At 72.8% G+C, this 17,159-nt stretch carries 14 protein-coding genes, 1 tRNA gene and 1 pseudogene; 3 read left to right on the top strand and 13 right to left on the bottom strand.

What is annotated here, in order from left to right; genetic code table 11:
• Positions 1 to 104: 104 nt before the first annotated feature.
• Both ACZ49B_RS31765 and ACZ49B_RS31760 read right to left on the bottom strand, forming a co-directional pair.
• Entirely contained in the window at positions 105 to 2,312 is a 2,208-nt protein-coding gene (locus ACZ49B_RS31765) for an MMPL family transporter (protein WP_468312567.1), read from the bottom strand.
• Positions 2,313 to 2,426: 114 nt separating this feature from the next.
• Entirely contained in the window at positions 2,427 to 3,017 is a 591-nt protein-coding gene (locus tag ACZ49B_RS31760) for a TetR/AcrR family transcriptional regulator (RefSeq protein ID WP_468312564.1), read from the bottom strand.
• 152 nt (positions 3,018 to 3,169) lie between these two features.
• On the opposite strand from ACZ49B_RS31760, the gene ACZ49B_RS31755 reads away from it, so the two are divergent.
• The gene (locus ACZ49B_RS31755) at positions 3,170 to 6,454 is read left to right on the top strand and encodes a S41 family peptidase (protein ID WP_468312561.1); all 3,285 of its coding nucleotides are present in this window, start codon (positions 3,170 to 3,172) and stop codon (positions 6,452 to 6,454) included.
• An 87-nt stretch (positions 6,455 to 6,541) separates the two neighbouring features.
• On the opposite strand, the gene ACZ49B_RS31750 is transcribed toward ACZ49B_RS31755, so the two are convergent.
• The 4 genes from ACZ49B_RS31750 to ACZ49B_RS31735 form a co-directional block, all read right to left on the bottom strand.
• A complete protein-coding gene (locus tag ACZ49B_RS31750; RefSeq protein WP_468312559.1) occupies positions 6,542 to 6,715 on the bottom strand; it encodes a hypothetical protein in 174 nt (57 codons plus the stop codon).
• A 76-nt stretch (positions 6,716 to 6,791) separates the two neighbouring features.
• Complete coding sequence (locus ACZ49B_RS31745; protein WP_468312556.1) at positions 6,792 to 7,685, bottom strand: SDR family oxidoreductase; 894 nt, start codon at positions 7,683 to 7,685, stop codon at positions 6,792 to 6,794.
• Positions 7,682 to 8,596, bottom strand: a complete 915-nt coding sequence (locus ACZ49B_RS31740; RefSeq protein ID WP_468312553.1) for an alpha/beta fold hydrolase — start codon at positions 8,594 to 8,596, stop codon at positions 7,682 to 7,684. Before ACZ49B_RS31740 ends, ACZ49B_RS31745 begins: the two co-directional genes overlap by 4 nt.
• Positions 8,593 to 10,128 carry a flavin-containing monooxygenase gene (locus ACZ49B_RS31735; protein ID WP_468312647.1) on the bottom strand — a complete coding sequence of 512 codons (1,536 nt, stop codon included), beginning with the start codon at positions 10,126 to 10,128 and terminating at the stop codon, positions 8,593 to 8,595. Before ACZ49B_RS31735 ends, ACZ49B_RS31740 begins: the two co-directional genes overlap by 4 nt.
• Before the next feature lie 208 nt (positions 10,129 to 10,336).
• Here ACZ49B_RS31735 and ACZ49B_RS31730 point away from each other — a divergent pair, with 208 nt between their 5' ends.
• Positions 10,337 to 10,993 carry a MerR family transcriptional regulator gene (locus tag ACZ49B_RS31730; RefSeq protein ID WP_468312551.1) on the top strand — a complete coding sequence of 219 codons (657 nt, stop codon included), beginning with the start codon at positions 10,337 to 10,339 and terminating at the stop codon, positions 10,991 to 10,993.
• On the opposite strand, the gene ACZ49B_RS31725 is transcribed toward ACZ49B_RS31730, so the two are convergent.
• Positions 10,975 to 11,778 carry an exodeoxyribonuclease III gene (locus tag ACZ49B_RS31725; RefSeq protein WP_468312548.1) on the bottom strand — a complete coding sequence of 268 codons (804 nt, stop codon included), beginning with the start codon at positions 11,776 to 11,778 and terminating at the stop codon, positions 10,975 to 10,977. The genes ACZ49B_RS31730 and ACZ49B_RS31725 overlap by 19 nt on opposite strands.
• Before the next feature lie 38 nt (positions 11,779 to 11,816).
• Here ACZ49B_RS31725 and ACZ49B_RS31720 point away from each other — a divergent pair, with 38 nt between their 5' ends.
• Positions 11,817 to 12,311: a GNAT family N-acetyltransferase gene (locus ACZ49B_RS31720; protein WP_468312545.1), complete on the top strand. Its 495-nt coding sequence runs from the start codon at positions 11,817 to 11,819 to the stop codon at positions 12,309 to 12,311.
• A 280-nt stretch (positions 12,312 to 12,591) separates the two neighbouring features.
• Here the strand turns inward: ACZ49B_RS31720 and ACZ49B_RS31715 are convergent, their stop codons facing one another.
• The 6 genes and pseudogenes from ACZ49B_RS31715 to ACZ49B_RS31690 form a co-directional block, all read right to left on the bottom strand.
• Entirely contained in the window at positions 12,592 to 13,953 is a 1,362-nt protein-coding gene (locus ACZ49B_RS31715) for a CoA transferase (protein WP_468312543.1), read from the bottom strand.
• Positions 13,954 to 14,143: 190 nt separating this feature from the next.
• A tRNA-Ala gene (locus ACZ49B_RS31710) sits at positions 14,144 to 14,217 on the bottom strand.
• 76 nt (positions 14,218 to 14,293) lie between these two features.
• Positions 14,294 to 15,319, bottom strand: a complete 1,026-nt coding sequence (gene sepX / locus ACZ49B_RS31705; RefSeq protein ID WP_468312540.1) for a divisome protein SepX/GlpR — start codon at positions 15,317 to 15,319, stop codon at positions 14,294 to 14,296.
• A 191-nt stretch (positions 15,320 to 15,510) separates the two neighbouring features.
• Positions 15,511 to 16,119 carry a GNAT family N-acetyltransferase gene (locus tag ACZ49B_RS31700; RefSeq protein WP_468312538.1) on the bottom strand — a complete coding sequence of 203 codons (609 nt, stop codon included), beginning with the start codon at positions 16,117 to 16,119 and terminating at the stop codon, positions 15,511 to 15,513.
• Between the two features lie 17 nt (positions 16,120 to 16,136).
• Positions 16,137 to 16,637, bottom strand: a complete 501-nt coding sequence (locus ACZ49B_RS31695; protein ID WP_468312644.1) for a MogA/MoaB family molybdenum cofactor biosynthesis protein — start codon at positions 16,635 to 16,637, stop codon at positions 16,137 to 16,139.
• Positions 16,638 to 16,756: 119 nt separating this feature from the next.
• Positions 16,757 to 17,062 (bottom strand): annotated as a pseudogene (locus tag ACZ49B_RS31690) (cyclic pyranopterin monophosphate synthase MoaC); the annotation flags it as partial.
• Positions 17,063 to 17,159: the final 97 nt, after the last annotated feature.

Genomic DNA, 17,159 nt, shown 5'->3' with positions numbered 1-17,159 from the left:
CCAGGCCCACGGCGGCCAGACACGACGCGAGCCGACACGAACGGGCCCGGCCCCACACCTGGTGTTCAGGTGCGGGGCCGGGCCCACAGGTGCTGCGGGGCGGGTCAGGCGCTGATCAGCTCGCGGTCCTTGTCCGGACCCTCCGCCTTCGGGGATCCGTCCGCACCCTCGAGGTGCTTGCGCAGGCTCTCGCCCTCCACGTCGACGTTGGGCAGCAGCCGGTCCAGCCAGCCCGGCAGCCACCAGGCCTTGTGGCCGAGCAGTGCGAGCACCGCCGGGACGATCGTCATACGGACGATGAAGGCGTCGAAGAGGACGGCGATCGCCAGACCGAAGCCGATCATCTTGATCATCTGCTCGCTGGCGCCGATGAAGCCCGAGAACACCGCGATCATGATGACGGCGGCCGCCACGACCACCCGCGCGCTGTACTGGAAGCCGGTCACCACGGCCTGGCCCGGGCGCTCGCCGTGCACGTACGCCTCACGCATGCGGGTGACGAGGAAGACCTCGTAGTCCATGGCCAGGCCGAAGACGACGCCCACCATGAAGATCGGCATCATCGACATGATCGGGCCGGTCTGCTCCACGCCGAAGACCGAGCCGAGCCAGCCCCACTGGAAGACCGCGACGACCGCGCCGAGGGCGGCGACCACCGAGAGCAGGAAGCCGAGGGCCGCCTTGAGCGGAACCAGGATGGAGCGGAAGACCAGCATCAGCAGCAGGAAGGCGAGGCCGACGACCAGCGCCAGGTAGGGCAGCAGCGCGTCGTTCATCTTCTGCGAGAAGTCGATGTTCATCGCGGTCGCGCCGGTGACGAGGACGTCGTCCCCGCTGCCGTCGCGGATCGTGTGGACCAGGTTCTCGGTCTCGACGGAGGACGGGCGGTCCTTCGGGATCACCGTGATGACCGCGGCGTCGCCCGCCTCGTTCGGGGCCGGCGGGGTGACCGCGGCCACGCCCTCCAGGCCCTTGATCCGGGCCTCCGTCTCGTCGGCGAGTTTCTTGTCGCCGTCGACGACCACCATCAGCGGGCCGTTGAAGCCCGGGCCGAAGCCCTCCGACAGCAGGTCGTACGCCTTGCGCTGGGTGGTGGAGACCGGCTGGGCGCCGTCGTCCGGCAGGCCCATCTCCAGCTTGCTCGCCGGGATCGCGATGGCGCCGAGGCCGATCACCGCGACGAGCAGCACGATGACCGGGCGGCGCAGGACGAAGCGGGCCCAGCGGGTGCCGCCGTTGGCCTTCGGCTCGGCGCCGGCGGGCTTGGCCTTGCCGAACAGCTTGCTCTTCTTGCCCGCCGGCAGGACCTTCTTGCCCGCGAAGCCCAGGATCGCCGGGACCAGCGTCAGGGCGACGAGGACGGCGATGACCACGGTGCCCGCGGCCGCGAAGCCCATCTTGGTCAGCATCGGGATGTTGACGACGGCCAGGCCCACGAGGGCGATGACCACGGTGAGACCGGCGAAGACGACGGCGGAGCCTGCGGTTCCGGCGGCCCGGCCCGCGGCCTCGTCCCGCTCACGGCCCTCGGCGAGCTCCGCGCGGTAGCGGGAGACGATGAAGAGCGCGTAGTCGATGCCGACCGCGAGGCCGATCATCATCGCGAGGGTGGAGGTGGTGGAGCCGAGGTCCAGCACGTTGGCGAGCGCGGTGATGGAGGAGACGCCGATGCCCACGCCGATCAGCGCGGTCAGCAGCGGCAGCCCGGCCGCGATCAGCGAGCCGAAGGTGATGACCAGGACGATCGCCGCGATCATGATGCCGACGATCTCGCCGGAGCCCGTCTCGGGGGCCGTCATCAGGGCGTCGCCGCCGATCTCGACGGTGAGCCCGGCGGCCTGGGCCGCGGTGCCGGAGTCCTTGAGCGCGTCTCGCGTCTCGTCCTTCAGCTCCATGCCGCTGACGGTGTACTTGACGCTGACGTACGCGGTGGAGCCGTCCTGGCTCACCGCCTGGGCCTGGTACGGGTCGGTGACCGAGGCGACCTCGGCCTTGCCCGGGCCGTCCTTCAGACCGGAGACGATCTTTTCGACCTCGGTCTTGTACTGCGGGTCGTTGACCGAGGCGCCCGCGGGCGCCTTGACGACGATGCGGGCGGTGGCGCCGTCGGCGGCCATGCCCGGGAACTTCTCGTCCAGCACGTCGAAGGCCTTCTGGGCCTCCGTGCCGGGTATGGAGAACGATCCGGAGGTGGGTGCGGACGCCGTCGCCGCGCCGAAGCCGGCGGCGAACAGCAGTGCCACCCATACGAGGACGACGAGGCCGCGGCGCCGGAAGGCGCCCCTGCCGAGTCGGTAGAGGAAGGTAGCCACGGAGGCGGTTCTCCCGTTCAGGTCGTGGGATGGATCCGGGACGGATCAGGGCGTGGAAAGCCGGCCCGACGACGAGAGCGGCGTGTCAGGAGCAGCAGGAAGGTGCGGGCGGACTCAGACGCCGAGGGCGGGGAAGACCACGGAGTCGATGAAGTCGGCGAGGAACGCCTGGTCCACCGATCGGTCCTCCATCAGCGGCAACGCGATGAAGGCGCCGATCAGCATGTGCGGCACGAAACGGATCGCGGGGCAGTCCGGGGCGACCTCGCCCCGGTCCACGGCCCGCTGCAGGATCTCGTCGAGGCCGGAGATCTCCGGCTCCATGAGCAGCCTGCGCAATGCCTGGTGGAGTTCGGGACTCGTGTGGACGGCGTGGGCGAGCCCCCGCAGGAGCGCGGTGTCCTTCGCCATCTGCGCGTTGTCGGAGTGCTCGACCATGCGGTGGAAGTCGCCGCGCAGCGTGCCCGTGTCGATCTCCCGGAGGGAGGTCGGCTGGGTACAGCGCAGCGCCTTGGCGACCAGCTCGGGCTTGCTCCCCCACTGGCGGTAGAGGGTGGCCTTGCTGGACTTCGTACGGGCGGCGACCGCATCCATGGTCATCGCCTCGTAGCCGACCTCGCGGAGGAGGTCGAGGACCGCCTCGTGGAGCTCGGCTTCCCGCTCGGGGGTGATCCGGCTGCGCCGCGACAAGACTTCTTCGGACATCTCCGGCACCTCCCTTCCGAACGAAACTGTTTCGTACACCGATGACGATACCCCCGCCGCGAACGAAACGAAACCGTTCCGTTTCGCTGAGGGAGTGGCATGGATCACCTGTACGAGTTGCCATGCCCCCTTGGCGCGGAAAGCATTGTGGGGTGAGTCACGACGGCGCGTACCTCCGCTTCCCGCACCTCCACGACGATCTGCTGTGCTTCGCCACCGAGGACGACCTCTGGGTCGCCCCGCTGGTCCCCGAAGGCGGAACCCCGGGCCGGGCCTGGCGGATCACCGTCGACCGGACCAGGGTCGGCCACCCCCGCTTCTCCCCCGACGGACGCCACATCGCCTTCACCACCTGGCGCAGCCTCGACCCCGAGGTCCACCTCGCCCCGGTGGACGGCGGCCCCGCCCGCCGGCTCAGCTACTGGGGCGCCACCGACACCCGCGTCTGCGGCTGGACCCCGCCCGACAAGGACGGCCACAGCGACATCCTCGCCGTGTCCTCGCACGGCCAGCCCTTCTCCTACTACGCCTGGGCCTACAGCCTGCCGACCGACGGCTCGCCCGGCGGCAGGCTCCCCTGGGGCCCGGTCTCGGACATCGCCGTCCACGAGGAACCGGGCGGGGAGCGGCGCACCCTGCTGCTGACCGGCAAGCCCCCGCACGAGCCCGCCGCCTGGAAGCGCTACCGCGGTGGCGCCACCGGCCGCCTCTGGCTGCACGGCAAGCAGCTGCTGGAGGACGTCGAGGGCCACCTCGACGCCCCGATGTTCGTGGACGGCCGGATCGCCTTCCTCTCCGACCACGAGGGCATCGGCAACCTGTACTCCTGCCTGCCCGACGGCACCGACCTGCGCCGGCACACCGACCACGAGGAGTTCTACGCCCGGCACGCCTCCAGCGACGGCTCCCGGGTCGTCTACCAGTGCGCCGGGGACCTCTGGCTGGTCGACTCGCTGTCCGCCGGCGCCGCCCCGCGCCGGCTCGACGTCCGCCTCGGCGGGCCCCGCGCGGGCCGCCGTACGTACCAGGTCCCGGCCGCGAGCCACGTCGACTCGCTCTCCGTCGACGCCACCGGCCGGGCCAGCGCGGTCGTCATCCGCGGCAGCCTGTACTGGCTCACCCACCGCGACGGGCCCGCCCGGACCATCGCCGACACCCCGGGCGTGCGGGTGCGGCTGCCGGAGATGCTCGGCAGCAGCGGGCAGGTCGCGTACGTAACCGACGCGGAGGGCGAGGACGCGATCGAGATCGCCTACCTCCCGCGGGCCTCCGGGGACCGCGAGCCGCGCCGGCTGGCCTCCGGCGAGCTGGGCCGCGTACTGGAACTGCTCTCCGATCCGGACGGGGAGCGGCTCGCCATCTCCTCCAACGACGGGCGGCTGCTGCTGATCGACGCCGGCGAGGAGTCCAACGGCGAGGTCACCGAGCTGATCCGGTCCATCAACGGGCCCGTCACCGACCTGGCGTTCTCGCCCGACGGGGCCTGGCTGACCTGGTCGCACCCGGGCATCGGGCGCTCGCTGCGCCAGATCAAGATGGCCCGCATCTCCGGCCCCGGCCCGCGCGCGATCGTCGACGTCACCAACGGCCGATTCGAGGACGACCACCCGGTCTTCACCCGCGACGGCCGCTACCTGGCCTTCCTGTCCTGGCGCGGTTTCGACCCGGTGTACGACGTGCACACCGGCGACCTGTCCTTCCCGCTGGGCTGCCGCCCGTACCTGGTGCCGCTGTCCTCGGCGACCCCCTCGCCGTTCGCGTTCACCCCCGACGGCCGCCCGGCGGCGGGCGGACTCGACCCGGGCGAGGGCGAGGCCGCCCCCGAAGGCGACGGCGCGGTCACCGTGGAGGTGGAGGGACTGGAGAGCAGGGTCACCCCGTTCCCGGTGACGGCGTCGAAGTACTCGGCCCTGTACCCGGTGCACGGCGGCGGACTGGTGTGGCTGCGCTGGCCGATCTCGGGTGCGCTCGGCGAGACCTTCGCCAACCCGGCCGACGTCAGCGGCAAGCCGACGCTGGAGTACTTCGACATCACGAAGGCGCGCAAGTCCGAACTGGCCTCCGGGCTGGACTGGTTCGCGGTCAGCGGCGACGGCACCCGGCTCGTCGTCAACGAGGACGGGGACCTGCGCGCGGTACCGGCGACCGAGTCCGGCGACGGCGACTCCACCGTCTACCTGGACCTGCGGCGCATCCTGCACGAGGTGGACCCGGCGGCCGAGTGGCGCCAGGCCTTCGAGGAGGCCGGGCGGCTGATCCGCGCGTACTTCTGGGAGCCGGACATGTGCAACATCGACTGGGACGGAGTGCTGCGCCAGTACCGCCCCCTGGTCGAACGGGTCGCCTCGCCCGACGAGTTCGCGGACCTGCTGCGCGAGGTGCTCGGCGAGCTCGGCACCTCGCACGCCTACGTCTCCCCCGCGCGCCGCAACGAAGGCCCGCCGCACTACCAGCGGCCCATCGGGCTGCTCGGCGCCAACCTCGTGCACCGCGAGGAGGGCTGGGTGCTCGCGCGGATCCTGCCGGGCGAGTCCTCCGACTCCAAGGCCCGCTCCCCGCTCGCCGGCACCGGCATCCGGGAGGGCGCCGTGCTCACCCATGTCGACGGCCGGCCGGTGGACCCTGTGACCGGGCCCTATCCGCTGCTCTCGGCGGCCGGGGGCACCACGGTCGAGCTGACCTTCAAGCCCGCCGAAGGCGAGGGCCGGGCCCGGCGGGTGGCGATCGTGCCGCTGATCGACGAGCGGCCGCTGCGCTACCAGGACTGGGTCTCGAAGCGGCGCGCGGTGGTCCGCGAGGTCAGCGGCGGCAAGTGCGGCTACCTGCACATCCCCGACATGGGCGGCTCGGGCTGGGCGCAGTTCAACCGGGACCTGCGGATGGAGATGTCGCGGCCCGCGCTGATCGTGGACGTACGCGGCAACGCGGGCGGGCACATCAGCGAGCTGGTGGTGGAGAAGCTGACCCGCTCGATCCTCGGCTGGGACCTCACCCGCAACGCCCAGCCGGTGTCGTACGCCTCCAACGCGCCCCGCGGTCCGATCGTGGCGCTGGCCGACGAGGCGACCTCCTCGGACGGTGACATGATCACCGCGGCCTTCAAACTGCTCGGGCTCGGCCCGGTGGTCGGCCAGCGCACCTGGGGCGGTGTGGTCGGCATGACCGGTCGGCACACCCTGGGCGACAGCACGGTCATCACGGTGCCGATGAACGCCGCCTGGTTCCCGGAGTACGGGTGGTCGGTGGAGAACCACGGCGTGGATCCGGACCTCGCGATCCTGCGCACCCCGCTCGACTGGGCGGAGGGGCGGCACGCGCAGCTGGACGACGCCGTGTACCTGGCGCTGGAGCTGCTCGAGCAGGAGCCCGCGGCGGTGCCGCCCGGCTACGCGGACGTACCGGACCTGCGGCGTCCGAAGCTCCCGCCGAGGCCGTAGGGGCCGTGGGAGCCGCCGGCATGCAGAAGGGGCGCGGTCCGTGGACTGCACGGGCCGCGCCCCTTCTGGCGTACGGGCGTCCGGGCGTCAGAAGTCCCAGTTGTCGTCGAGCTCGTCGTGGACCTTTTCCTTCTTCTTCTTGGCCGGCTCGGAGGTTTGCGCACCGCGCTCGGACGCCTCGTCCTTCGCGCTCCTCCCGGCCGTCCCGGCCTTGTCCTGGAGCTCTTTCGCCTTGTCCTGGAACTGGTCCTTGATGCCCATGCTGGTCACTCCCGGTGGGGTGTAGGGGACTGGGGCTCGACCAGATTTGCACGAGCGGACAAAGCTCGCATTTCGATCAATGGCGCCCGGTGTCCTGCGCGCGCTCCTTCTCGTCGGCGGCCCCTCCGGCCCCCACAAGTCCCCTGGAGACGCTCGTCAGCCTGGGCTCGAAGCGCTTCATCTCCCGCTGCCCGACGGTCGCGATGATCCCGGGCAGGTAGCCGCGCACGCCCTGCATCCCGCGCAGCCACCACTGCGCGTACACGTGCGGCGAGCGCCGCTCGATGCCGGCCACGATCCGGTCGACGGCCGGGCCCAGCGGGTACGTGCGGTTCGACGGCCAGGGCAGTCGCTGGCGCAGTTCCCGCATGACGTCGTCCTGGTCGGCGCCGCGCACCATGTCGGTGTCGGTCCACGAGAGGTAGCCGACGCCCACCTTGACGCCCTTGTAGCCGACTTCGGCGCGCAGGCAGTGCGCGAAGGCCTCGACGCCGGACTTGGAGGCGCAGTACGCCGTCATCATCGGCGCCGGCGTGATCGCGGCGAGCGAGGCGATCTGCAGGAAGTAGCCGCGGCTCTCCATGAGTACGGGGAGGAAGGCGCGGGCGGTGACCGCCCCGCCGATCAGGTTGACCTCGATCACCCGCCGCCAGGCCTCGGGGTCGGAGTCGGCGAACGGGCCGCCGGCCGCCACTCCCGCGTTGGCGACGACGATGTCGACCTTGCCGAAGCGCTCCTTGACCTCCTGCGCGACCCGGGCCATGACCTCGTGGTCGGTGACGTCGGCGTGCCAGTGGTCGCTGTCGGTGTGCAGCCGTTCGGAGACTTCCTTGAGGGCCTCCGGCTCCAGGCCCACCAGCGCCACCTTCGCGCCGCGTGCGGACAGCTTGCGGGCGAGCAGCTCGCCGACCCCGCGTGCGGCGCCGGTGACGACGGCGACCTGTCCTTCCAGACTCCTGCGCGCACTCACTGCGTGACCTCCTTCAAGAAGTGCGCGCTCAGCTCGCGCACGGCGTTCGTGACGGCCTCGGGGGCCTCGATCGGGGTCATGTGCCCCATGCCGGTCAGCTCGGTCAGCCCCACGCAGTGCGGCAGCGCGGCGGCGAGCGCCCGGGCGTGCACGATCGGGGTGAGCCGGTCGTCCTTGCCGCCGATGACGGCGGTGGGCACGGTGAGCGCCGCCAGGTTCGCCTCGAGGTCCAGGCCGGCCAGCACCTCGGACCAGGCGTACCGCACCCCGGTGGGGCAGCCGTGCACGATACGGGCGCAGGCCTCGACCCTGTCGGGCGCGGACCCGGGGCCCATCGTGGCGTACTTCAGCACGCGCTTGGCGACCGGCGTGACGGGCCCGAGCGGGGCGCGCGCGCCGAGTACGGCGCCGGTGATACGGGTCCGCACGCGCCCGGGGCGCAGTGGCACGACCAGCGCCTCCGCGACCAGTCGGGCGCTGCCGGTGCTGCACAGCAGCGCGGCCGCGGCGTGCTCGGCGAACTCCGGCCGCCCGGCGGCGGCCATGATCGTCATGCCGCCCATGGAGTGTCCGGCGACGACCGCCCGCCGGCCGGGGGCCAGGGTGGCTCCCATGACGGCGACCAGGTCGTCGGCGAGGGCGGTGGTGTCGTAGCGGGTGGCGGCGGGGCTGCGCCCGTGCCCGCGCTGGTCGTACGCGATGACCCGGTGGTCCCGGGAGAGCTCCCGGATCTGCGCGGCCCAGAAGGCGGTCGAGCAGGTCCAGCCGTGCGCCAGCACCACGGCCGGCGCGCCCTCGTCCCCGTGCTCCTCGACGTGCAGCCGGGACCCGTCGGCGGAGACCGCGACCAGTTCCCGCCGGGCGGTGGGAGGTGCGTACGGCCCGGAGGTGACGTGCGGCGGCCGGCTCATGCGACGCCCTCCTCGGCGGTGGCCTGCGCCGCCCGGGCCGGGACCCGCTCGCGCTCGGCCTCCCGGAGGCGGACGACCTCGTACTCGGACAGGTCCACGCTCCGCGTCTCCTTCCGGAACTCGCCGGTGGTGCCCGGCCAGACCGTCGTGTTGCGCCCCTGCGCGTCCAGGTACCAGCTGGTGCAGCCGCCGGTGTTCCACACCGTCCGCTGCATGCGGACCTGGACCTGCCGGTTCCACCGGTTCACGGCGGAGGGCCGGGCCACGAGCGCGACGGGCCCGCCGAGGACGTCGAGCTGGCGCAGGTAGTCCGCCATGTAGTTCAGCTGCGACTCGATCATGAGGATCATCGAGCTGTTCCCGAGCCCGGTGTTCGGCCCGATGATCGTCATCCAGTTCGGGAAGCCGGCCGCCGTCGCCCCGCGCAGCGACTGCATCCCGTCCTTCCAGTGGTCCGCGAGGGTCCGCCCCTCCGCGCCCACCACCCGGTCGGCGATCGGCATGTCCGTGACGTGGAAGCCGGTGCCGAAGACGATCGCGTCGACCTCGGTCTCGGTTCCGTCGGCCGCGATCAGGGTGTTGCCGCGGATCTCCTTCAGCCCGGAGGCGACCAGGTCCACGTTGGGCCGGGCGAGCGCCGGGTAGTACTCGCTGGAGAGCAGGATCCTCTTGCAGCCGATCCGGTACGAGGGCGTCAGCTTGGCCAGCAGCGCCGGGTCCTTGATCGAGCGCGCCATGTTGGCCTTGGCCAGCGACTCGATGAGCCCGAGCTGGTTCGGCCGCTTGGTGAACGCGCTGACCTGGAGCTCCCGGATCCCCCACAGCAGCCCGCGGCGGGCCGCCCGGGTGAACGGCAGCTGGCGGTGGAGCCAGCGCTCCACGCTGCTGATGGCCCGGTCGGTGCGCGGCATCACCCACGGCGGGGTCCGCTGGAACAGCGTGAGCCGCTCCACGTCGGGTGCGATGGCCGGGACGATCTGGATGGCCGAGGCGCCGGTGCCGATCATGGCGACCCGCTTGCCGCGCAGGTCGTAGTCGTGGTCCCAGCGCGCGGAGTGGAAGACCTTGCCGGGGAACTCGGCGAGCCCCGGAATCTCCGGCATCTTCGGGTCGGACAGCGGCCCGGTGGCGGAGACGACCACATCGGCGGTGAGCTCCCCGGCCGCGGTCTCGATCTCCCACCTCAGCCCGTCGGCGTCCCAGCGCATCATCCGGACCTCGGAGTTCAGCCGGATGTGCGGGCGCAGCCCGAAGGTGTCGGCGACGTGCTCCAGGTACGCCCGGATGGCCGGCTGCCCGGAGAAGGTCCGCGGCCAGTCGGGGTTGGGAGCGAACGAGAACGAGTACAGGTGGGAGGGGACGTCGCACGCGCACCCGGGATAGCTGTTGTCACGCCAGGTCCCGCCGACGGAGTCGGCTCGTTCCAGTACGACGAAGTCCGTGATCCCCTCGCGCCGCAGCCGTACGGCCGCGCCCAGCCCGCCGAACCCGGACCCGATCACTGCCACTCGTACGTGTTTGCGCTCGTCCATGCCACCCATGCCGCCCATGCCCGCCGCCTTCCGCTTCCGCAGTCCCAGCCCAGCCCAGTCACAACCACAGCGCCCACACTGCCAGCAATCACTGGCACAATCGGGAGAGTAGAGCAGCTCCGTACTCATGGGTAGAGGTCGCGCCCGGAAAGTTACTGCCGGTACGCCATAGGCTTCGCCTGTGGAACAGACGGAAGCAGGGACGACAGTGCGTGAATACCGTACGGAGGAACTGGCCGAGGCGGCCGGCATCCCCGTCCGCACCCTGCGCTTCTACCGCGAGCGCAAGCTCCTCCCGCCGCCGCGCCGCGAGGGCAGGATCGCCTGGTACGACGACCACCACCTGGCCCGGCTGCGCACCATCGCCGCCCTGCTGGAGCGCGGCCACACCCTCGGCGGCATCGCCGAGCTGACCGCCGCCTTCGAGAACGGCCGCGACGTCGGCCAGCTCGGCGAGCTGCTCGGCATCGGCTGGTCCGAGGAGACCCCCGTACGCCTGACGCCGGAGGCCCTCGCCGACTACTTCGAGGGCGAGGTCACCCCGGAGAACCTGGCGGCCTCCCTCGACCTCGGCTACCTCGCCACCGACGGCGACGCGATCGTCCACGTCAGCCGCCGGCTGCTGGACGTCTCCTCGGCGCTGGTCCGCGAGGGGGTCCCGCTCTCGGCGGTCCTGGAGACCGGCCGCCGGGTCCGCGAGCACGCGGACGCCATGGCGGCCCTGTTCACCGAGCTGATCTCCACGCACCTCACGGAGGAGGCCCTGCCCCGCCTGCGCCCGCTCGCCAAGAGCGTGGTCGAGGCGGAGCTCACCATGGCGATGGACCGCCTGCTGGCGTCAGGGGCTCAGGACCCCAGCTCGTAGACCACCGTCACGGGCGCGTGGTCGGACCAGCGCTCCGGATGGGTCTCGGCCCGCTCGACGAAAGCCTTCACGGCCCGGGCGGCCAGACCCGGGGTCGAGACCTGGAGGTCGATGCGCCACCCGGCGTCGTTGTCGAAGGCCCGCCCGCGGTAGGACCACCAGGAGTAGGGCCCCTCGGTGTCGGGGTGCAGGCTCCGTACGACGTCGACGTACCCGGCGGTGCCGTACACCTCCCCGAGCCACTCCCGCTCCTCGGGCAGGAAGCCGGCGTTCTTCCGGTTGGTCTTCCAGTTCTTGAGGTCCGCTTCTTGGTGACAGATGTTCCAGTCACCACAGACGACGACCTCGCGCCCGCCCTCGGCGGCGCGCACCTTCAACTCGGCGAGGTAGGGGAGGAACTCCCCCATGAACCGGTACTTCTCGTCCTGCTTCTCGGTCCCGGCCTCGCCGGAGGGCAGGTAGAGGCTGGCGACGGTGACACCCGGAAGATCCGCCTCGAGGTAGCGCCCGCTCGCGTCGAACTCGTCGCTCCCGAATCCCACCCGCACGGCGTCGGGCTCGCGGCGCGTGTACAGCGCCACCCCGGCCCGCCCCTTGGCGGCGGCCGGCGCGAACACCGTGTGCCAGCCATCGGGCTTGCGGACCTCGTCCGGGATCTGCTCCTCCTCGGCCCGCACCTCCTGGAGGCAGACCACGTCGGCATCCGACCCGGCCAGCCACGGGGAGAACCCCTTCTTGGCGGCGGCGCGGATCCCATTCACATTCACGGAGGTCACGGTGAGCATCCCCGCACCCTAACCGGAGCGTTCCGTACGATGTTCGGATGTCTCACGGGATCCAGCTCCGCGCCGTGCCGTACGACCACCCGGACGCGGTCAAACTCAACGACCAGGTCCAGCTCGAGTACCAGGCGCTCTACGGCGGTGAGGGGGATGTCACACCCCTCCACCCGGCGATGTTCGCCCCGCCGAACGGCCTGTACGTGCTGGCGTACGACGCCTCGGGCACGCCGGTGGCCAGCGGCGGCTGGCGCAGCCAGGACGAGAACGACGAGGGCTACGCGGACGGCGACGCCGAGATCAAGCGCATGTACGTGGTCCCCGAGGCCCGCGGCCTGGGCCTGGCCCGCCGCATCCTGGCCGAACTGGAGTCCGACGCCCGCGCGGCGGGCCGCACCCGCATGGCCCTGGAGACGGGCGACCGGCAGCCGGAGGCGATAGCCCTCTACCTCTCGTCGGGCTACACCCTCGCGCCGAAGTTCGGCCACTACCGCCACTACGACTCGAGCCGCTGCATGGCAAAACCGCTCGCCCCCTGACGCGCCCCTCTCCTCCTTGACGCGCCCCTCGCACCGCTGCGCGGGCTTCGGACCGCTGCGGCGGACTCCGTCCGCCGGCCTGCCGGGCCGGCCCGGCCCATCCCCAGCCCCGCCGACGTTTGAGGCGCGGGGGTCCGGGGACAGAGCCCCCGGGGTTTGGGGCGGAGCCCCGGGTCCTTCCAGCCCGTCCGGCGTTTGAGGACCGGGGTCCGGGGCGGAGCCCCGGGATACGGAGAAAGGGCGGGGCGGGGAGAAGAGCCCGCGCAGCGGCCCGGCAGGGCTACCGCGGGAGCCACTCCGCCCGGCCCGTCCCCCACCGTGACGGCCCCCGCCCCCACCCCCCGAACGGCAGCGGCGACCCCGCGTACCGCAGCACCCCGTACCCCGAGTCCACCTCCCGCAGCCACGGCTCCGCCGCATAGGCCTCCCCGGAGCGACCGGCGGAGCCGTCCGCCGGAACCTCCCGCACGAGCCACGACGCCGTCCCCGCCAGCGAGAACCGCAAGGCCCGCCCACCCCCCGCGGCCAGCGCCCGCAGCACGCCCGCCGCCACCAGATACCCGGTCCCGTGATCCAGCGCCTGCGCCGGCAGCACCCCCGGCATACCCGGCACCCCCTCCGCCCCGTACGCCGCCGCCACCCCGTACCCCGCCTGCACCAGCGAGTCGAACCCCCGCCGCCCCGCCCACGGCCCCTGCCACCCCCACGCGCACAACTGCGCCACCACCAGCCCCGGCCGCCGCTCCAGCAGCTCGTCCGCGCCGAGCCCGTACCGCTCCAGCGCCCCCGGCCGGTACCCGGTCACCACCACGTCGGCCTCGGCCAGCAGCCCCTCGAAGACGGCCCGGTCCTCCGCCTCCGCCAGGTCCAGCAGCGCCGACCGCTTCCCGAACCCGGTGTCCGCGTGCGCGTCGTCCGACTCCGGCAGCCGCGGCGAGTCGATCCGCAGCACGTCCGCCCCCAGCAGCCCGAGCGTCCGCGTCGCGACCGGCCCCGCGATGACCCGGGTCAGGTCCAGCACCCGCACACCGGCCGCGGGCAGCGGCCCGGGCCCGAGAGACCGCCCGGCGCGCCCGGCCCGCCCGGCGCCTCCGTACTCCCGTACCTCCACCAGCGGCTGCGGGTCCCCGTACTCGGCCGCCACCGCGACCGCCAGGCCGCCCTCCCCGTACACCAGCTCCTGCACCTCGACCGCCCCGCGCCCCGCCACCGCGTCCCGCAGCGCCTCGGGCGTCGCCGACGGCAGTCCCAACGCCCGTACCAGCGCGGTCCGGTGATACGGATAGTTGGCGTGCGTCCGCACCCACCCGTCCGCGGCCCGCCAGAACCCCGACAGCGGCGCGAAGTTCACCGGCTCGCGCCCCGCCACCCGCAGGTGCCGCTCGCTGACGAACGCGGTGGCCACGGCCCCCTCGTCCACCACCAGCGGCTCCACCTCGTCCGCCGCGCGTCCCGCCCGTACCGCGACCAGCTCCGCCGCTGCCAGCGCGCACACCCCCACGGTGGCCCGCGCCAGCTCGCGTACGGGCAGGGGCCCCTCCCCCAGCCCGCTGCCGCCCCGGTAGGCCACCCGCCCCACCAGCTCGTCCGCCCCGCCGAGTGCGCCCCAGGCCTGCCGTGTCCCACCGTCGAAGATCGTCATGGGCCCATTCTCCGAAGAACCCGCGCAATGCCGCACGCCCCAGGACGATGCGCAGCGGCCGCCCCACGTGCCCAGGAACCGGACGCAGTTGGGCTTGGTCGCCTACGGGGGAGCCCCAAGGGGATGAACGACCCCGGAAAACACGAAGATCCCGCCCGATCTTGCGATCGGACGGGATCTTCATCGTCTGTGGACCTGTGGGGATTTGAACCCCAGACCCCCTCGATGCGAACGAGGTGCGCTACCAGACTGCGCCACAGGCCCTTGCGACGTGTGAAACATTAGCATCCCCGCGCGGGTGCTCCAAAACCGATACCGGGGAGCGTCCGTGCAGGTCCGGTCATTCGTTCGCGGCGCGCGGGCGGTCGTCGCTCTCGTACTGGTCGAACAGCGGAGTGCGGCCGCGGCCCTGGCCGCGCGGGCGGGCGTTCGGCTGGGGCTTCTGGTCCGGCTTCGGCTCCGCCTTCGGGGCCGGCGACGGCTGGGCGCGCAGGCGGGGGTCCGTCGGCTCGGCCGTGCTGGAGCGGGTCGCGCTCCAGGCGTCCGGGGTCGCCGGGCCGGTGGCGCGCGGGGCGACGGGGGCCGTCACGTACGTCGGCAGCGGGACCGGGACCGGCTCCCAGCTGTCCCCGCGGGCGGGGCCGCGCTCGCGCTCGCGCTGCTGGTCCACCCACTCGGCGTGGTCGGTCTGCTCGACCAGCGCGCGCCGTCCGGCCTCCTGCGGGGAGACGGGTGGCGCAGGGTCCGGTTCGGATCCCGCCGCGGCCTCCGGCTCGCGGCGGCGCGGGCGGTTCTCGCGCAGCTGCCGGGCGGCGGCCTCGGCGCGGCGCCGGTCCATGGTGAACTCGTAGCGGCGCCGCTCCTGGACCCGCAGGTGCACGATGTACGCGCTCAGCAGCAGGGCCGGTACGGCGGGCGCCCAGAGGTAGCCCAGGCCGCCGACCGCCGCGACGATCGCACCCAGCGTGAAGATCAGGAAGAGCAGCGCGGTGGTGCGCCGGCGGCGCGCGAGCACCTGCAGGCGCTGCTCGCGCCGCTGCCGCTCCGCCACGGCCGACCTGGGCTCCGCCCTGGTCGGGGGCACGACGACGGGCCGGGCGTCGGCGTCCACGGAATTCACCGTTTCCGTCGCGGCGTCCGGGTCCGCGCGGTGCGGGGGCTCGGCCTCCTGGTCGCCGCGTTCACGCAGCCCCTTGGCGTAACGGCGCTCCATTCCCGCCCGGCCGGAAAGCAGCCGAATGGCGGTGGAGAAGCGTTCCGTCGGACGGGCTTCGTTCAGCTCGTCCTGCCTCCGGAGCCACATGGGCACCAAGTAGGCGGCCCAGGCCCCGACAATGACTGCGTAGATGAGGCCGCTGCTGCTCACACCTCACACCGTAGAGGGGCGCGGCCGGGCGGATCCGCCAATTGGACCGGTGTGTCGCACGAACTGGCTGATATCACGGACTTTTTTTGTGATTCTTCGGATCAGGTTATGGGCGAATCGGTTCCCCGCCCCCGATAATTCGAACGGTTATTCGTTTACGAGGCCCGTCGGCTCGTCGCTGCAGCCACTCGCTACGCCGACGAGGTGCCCTGCCTGCGTCCGCGGTGCCAGCGGCGCAGCAGCCCCTCCGGGACCTCCTCCGCCGTCAGCGCGTACACGAGGTGGTCGCGCCACGCGCCGTCGATGTGGAGGTAGCGCGGCCGCAGCCCCTCCTCGCGGAAGCCCAGCTTCTCCACCACCCGCCGGCTCGGCCCGTTCTCCGGGCGGATGCACACCTCGATCCGGTGCAGCCCGACCTTCGCGAAGCAGTGGTCCACGGCGAGCGCGACGGCCGTCGGCATCACGCCCCGGCCCGCCACCTCGCGGTCCACCCAGTAGCCGACGTGGCCCGCGCACATCGAGCCCCAGGTGATCCCGGCGACCGTCAGCTGGCCGACGAGGCGGCCCCGGTACTCGATGACGAACGGCAGCATCCGCCCCGCGTTCGCCTCGGCCCGCAGATGGCGGACCATCTGCCGGTACGTCGGCCGGTGGATCACCGGCCCCCACGGCGCGGGCGGCGGAATCGTCGCCTCCCACGGCCGGAGCCAGTCGCGGTTGCGCCGGTTGACCTCGCGCCAGGCGCTCTGGTCCCGCAGCTTTATCGGCCGGAGCGTGACGTCGCCGTCGGTGAGCACCACCGGCCAGGAGGGTCCGTTCAGCTCTGGCTCCCGTGAGGCTCCGCCGGTCTGGGGTGGTCGCCGCCCCGGATCTGGTCCACCGCGTGCGGCAGGATCCGGGCGAGGACGGCCAGGCCGTCGCGCACCCCGCCCGTCGAGCCCGGCAGGTTGACGATCAGGGTGCGGCCCGCCACGCCCGCCAGGCCCCGGGACAGGGCCGCGGTCGGCACGGTCGCCAGGCCCTCGGCCCGGATGGCCTGCGGGATGCCCGGGACCTCGTAGTCCAGCACCCGCGCGGTGGCGTCCGGGGTGCGGTCGGTCGGCGAGATGCCGGTGCCGCCGGTGGTGAGGATGACGTCGTACCCGGCGGCCACGCCCTCGCGCAGCGCCTGCTCGACGGGATCCCCGTCGGGGACGACCCGCGGGCCGTCCACCGTGAAGCCGATCTTCTCGAGCCCCTCGGCCAGCAGCGGTCCGCCCCGGTCGGCGTACACGCCCGCCGAGGCGCGGTTCGAGGCGGTGACCACGAGCCCGCGCAGGGTGCGCCCGGGCTCCCGGGCAGCGCCCGCGGCGTCGGGCTCGGCCGCCCGGGTGCCGCCCGCCGCCGGCGCTGCGGGTACGGGGACGTGGCTGAAGGCGTCGCCGCCGCGCGGGGCGTTCACGCGCGCGTCCAGTCGCCGGACTTGCCGCCGGTCTTCTCCTCCACCCGGACGTCCGTGATGACGGCGCCCTTGTCGACGGCCTTCACCATGTCGATGACGGTGAGCCCGGCGACCGCGACGGCGGTCAGCGCCTCCATCTCGACGCCCGTGCGGTCGGTGGTCTTGACGGTGGCGAGGATCTCGACGGCGTCGTCGGCGACCGAGAGGTCCACCTTCACGCCCGACACGGCCAGCGGGTGGCAGAGCGGGATCAGGTCGGGGGTCTTCTTCGCGCCCATGATCCCGGCGATCCGCGCGGTGGGGGGGGGGGGGGGGGGGGGGGGGCCCCCCCCCCCCCCCCCCCCCCCCCCCCCACCACGGAAAAGAAAAACGACACTTTCCCCCCCCCCCCCCTCCCCC

It is taken from the genome of Streptomyces sp. NPDC031132 (assembly GCF_055570595.1).
Note: the sequence above shows the minus strand (reverse complement) of the source record. Positions and strands in the feature narration are given on the sequence as shown.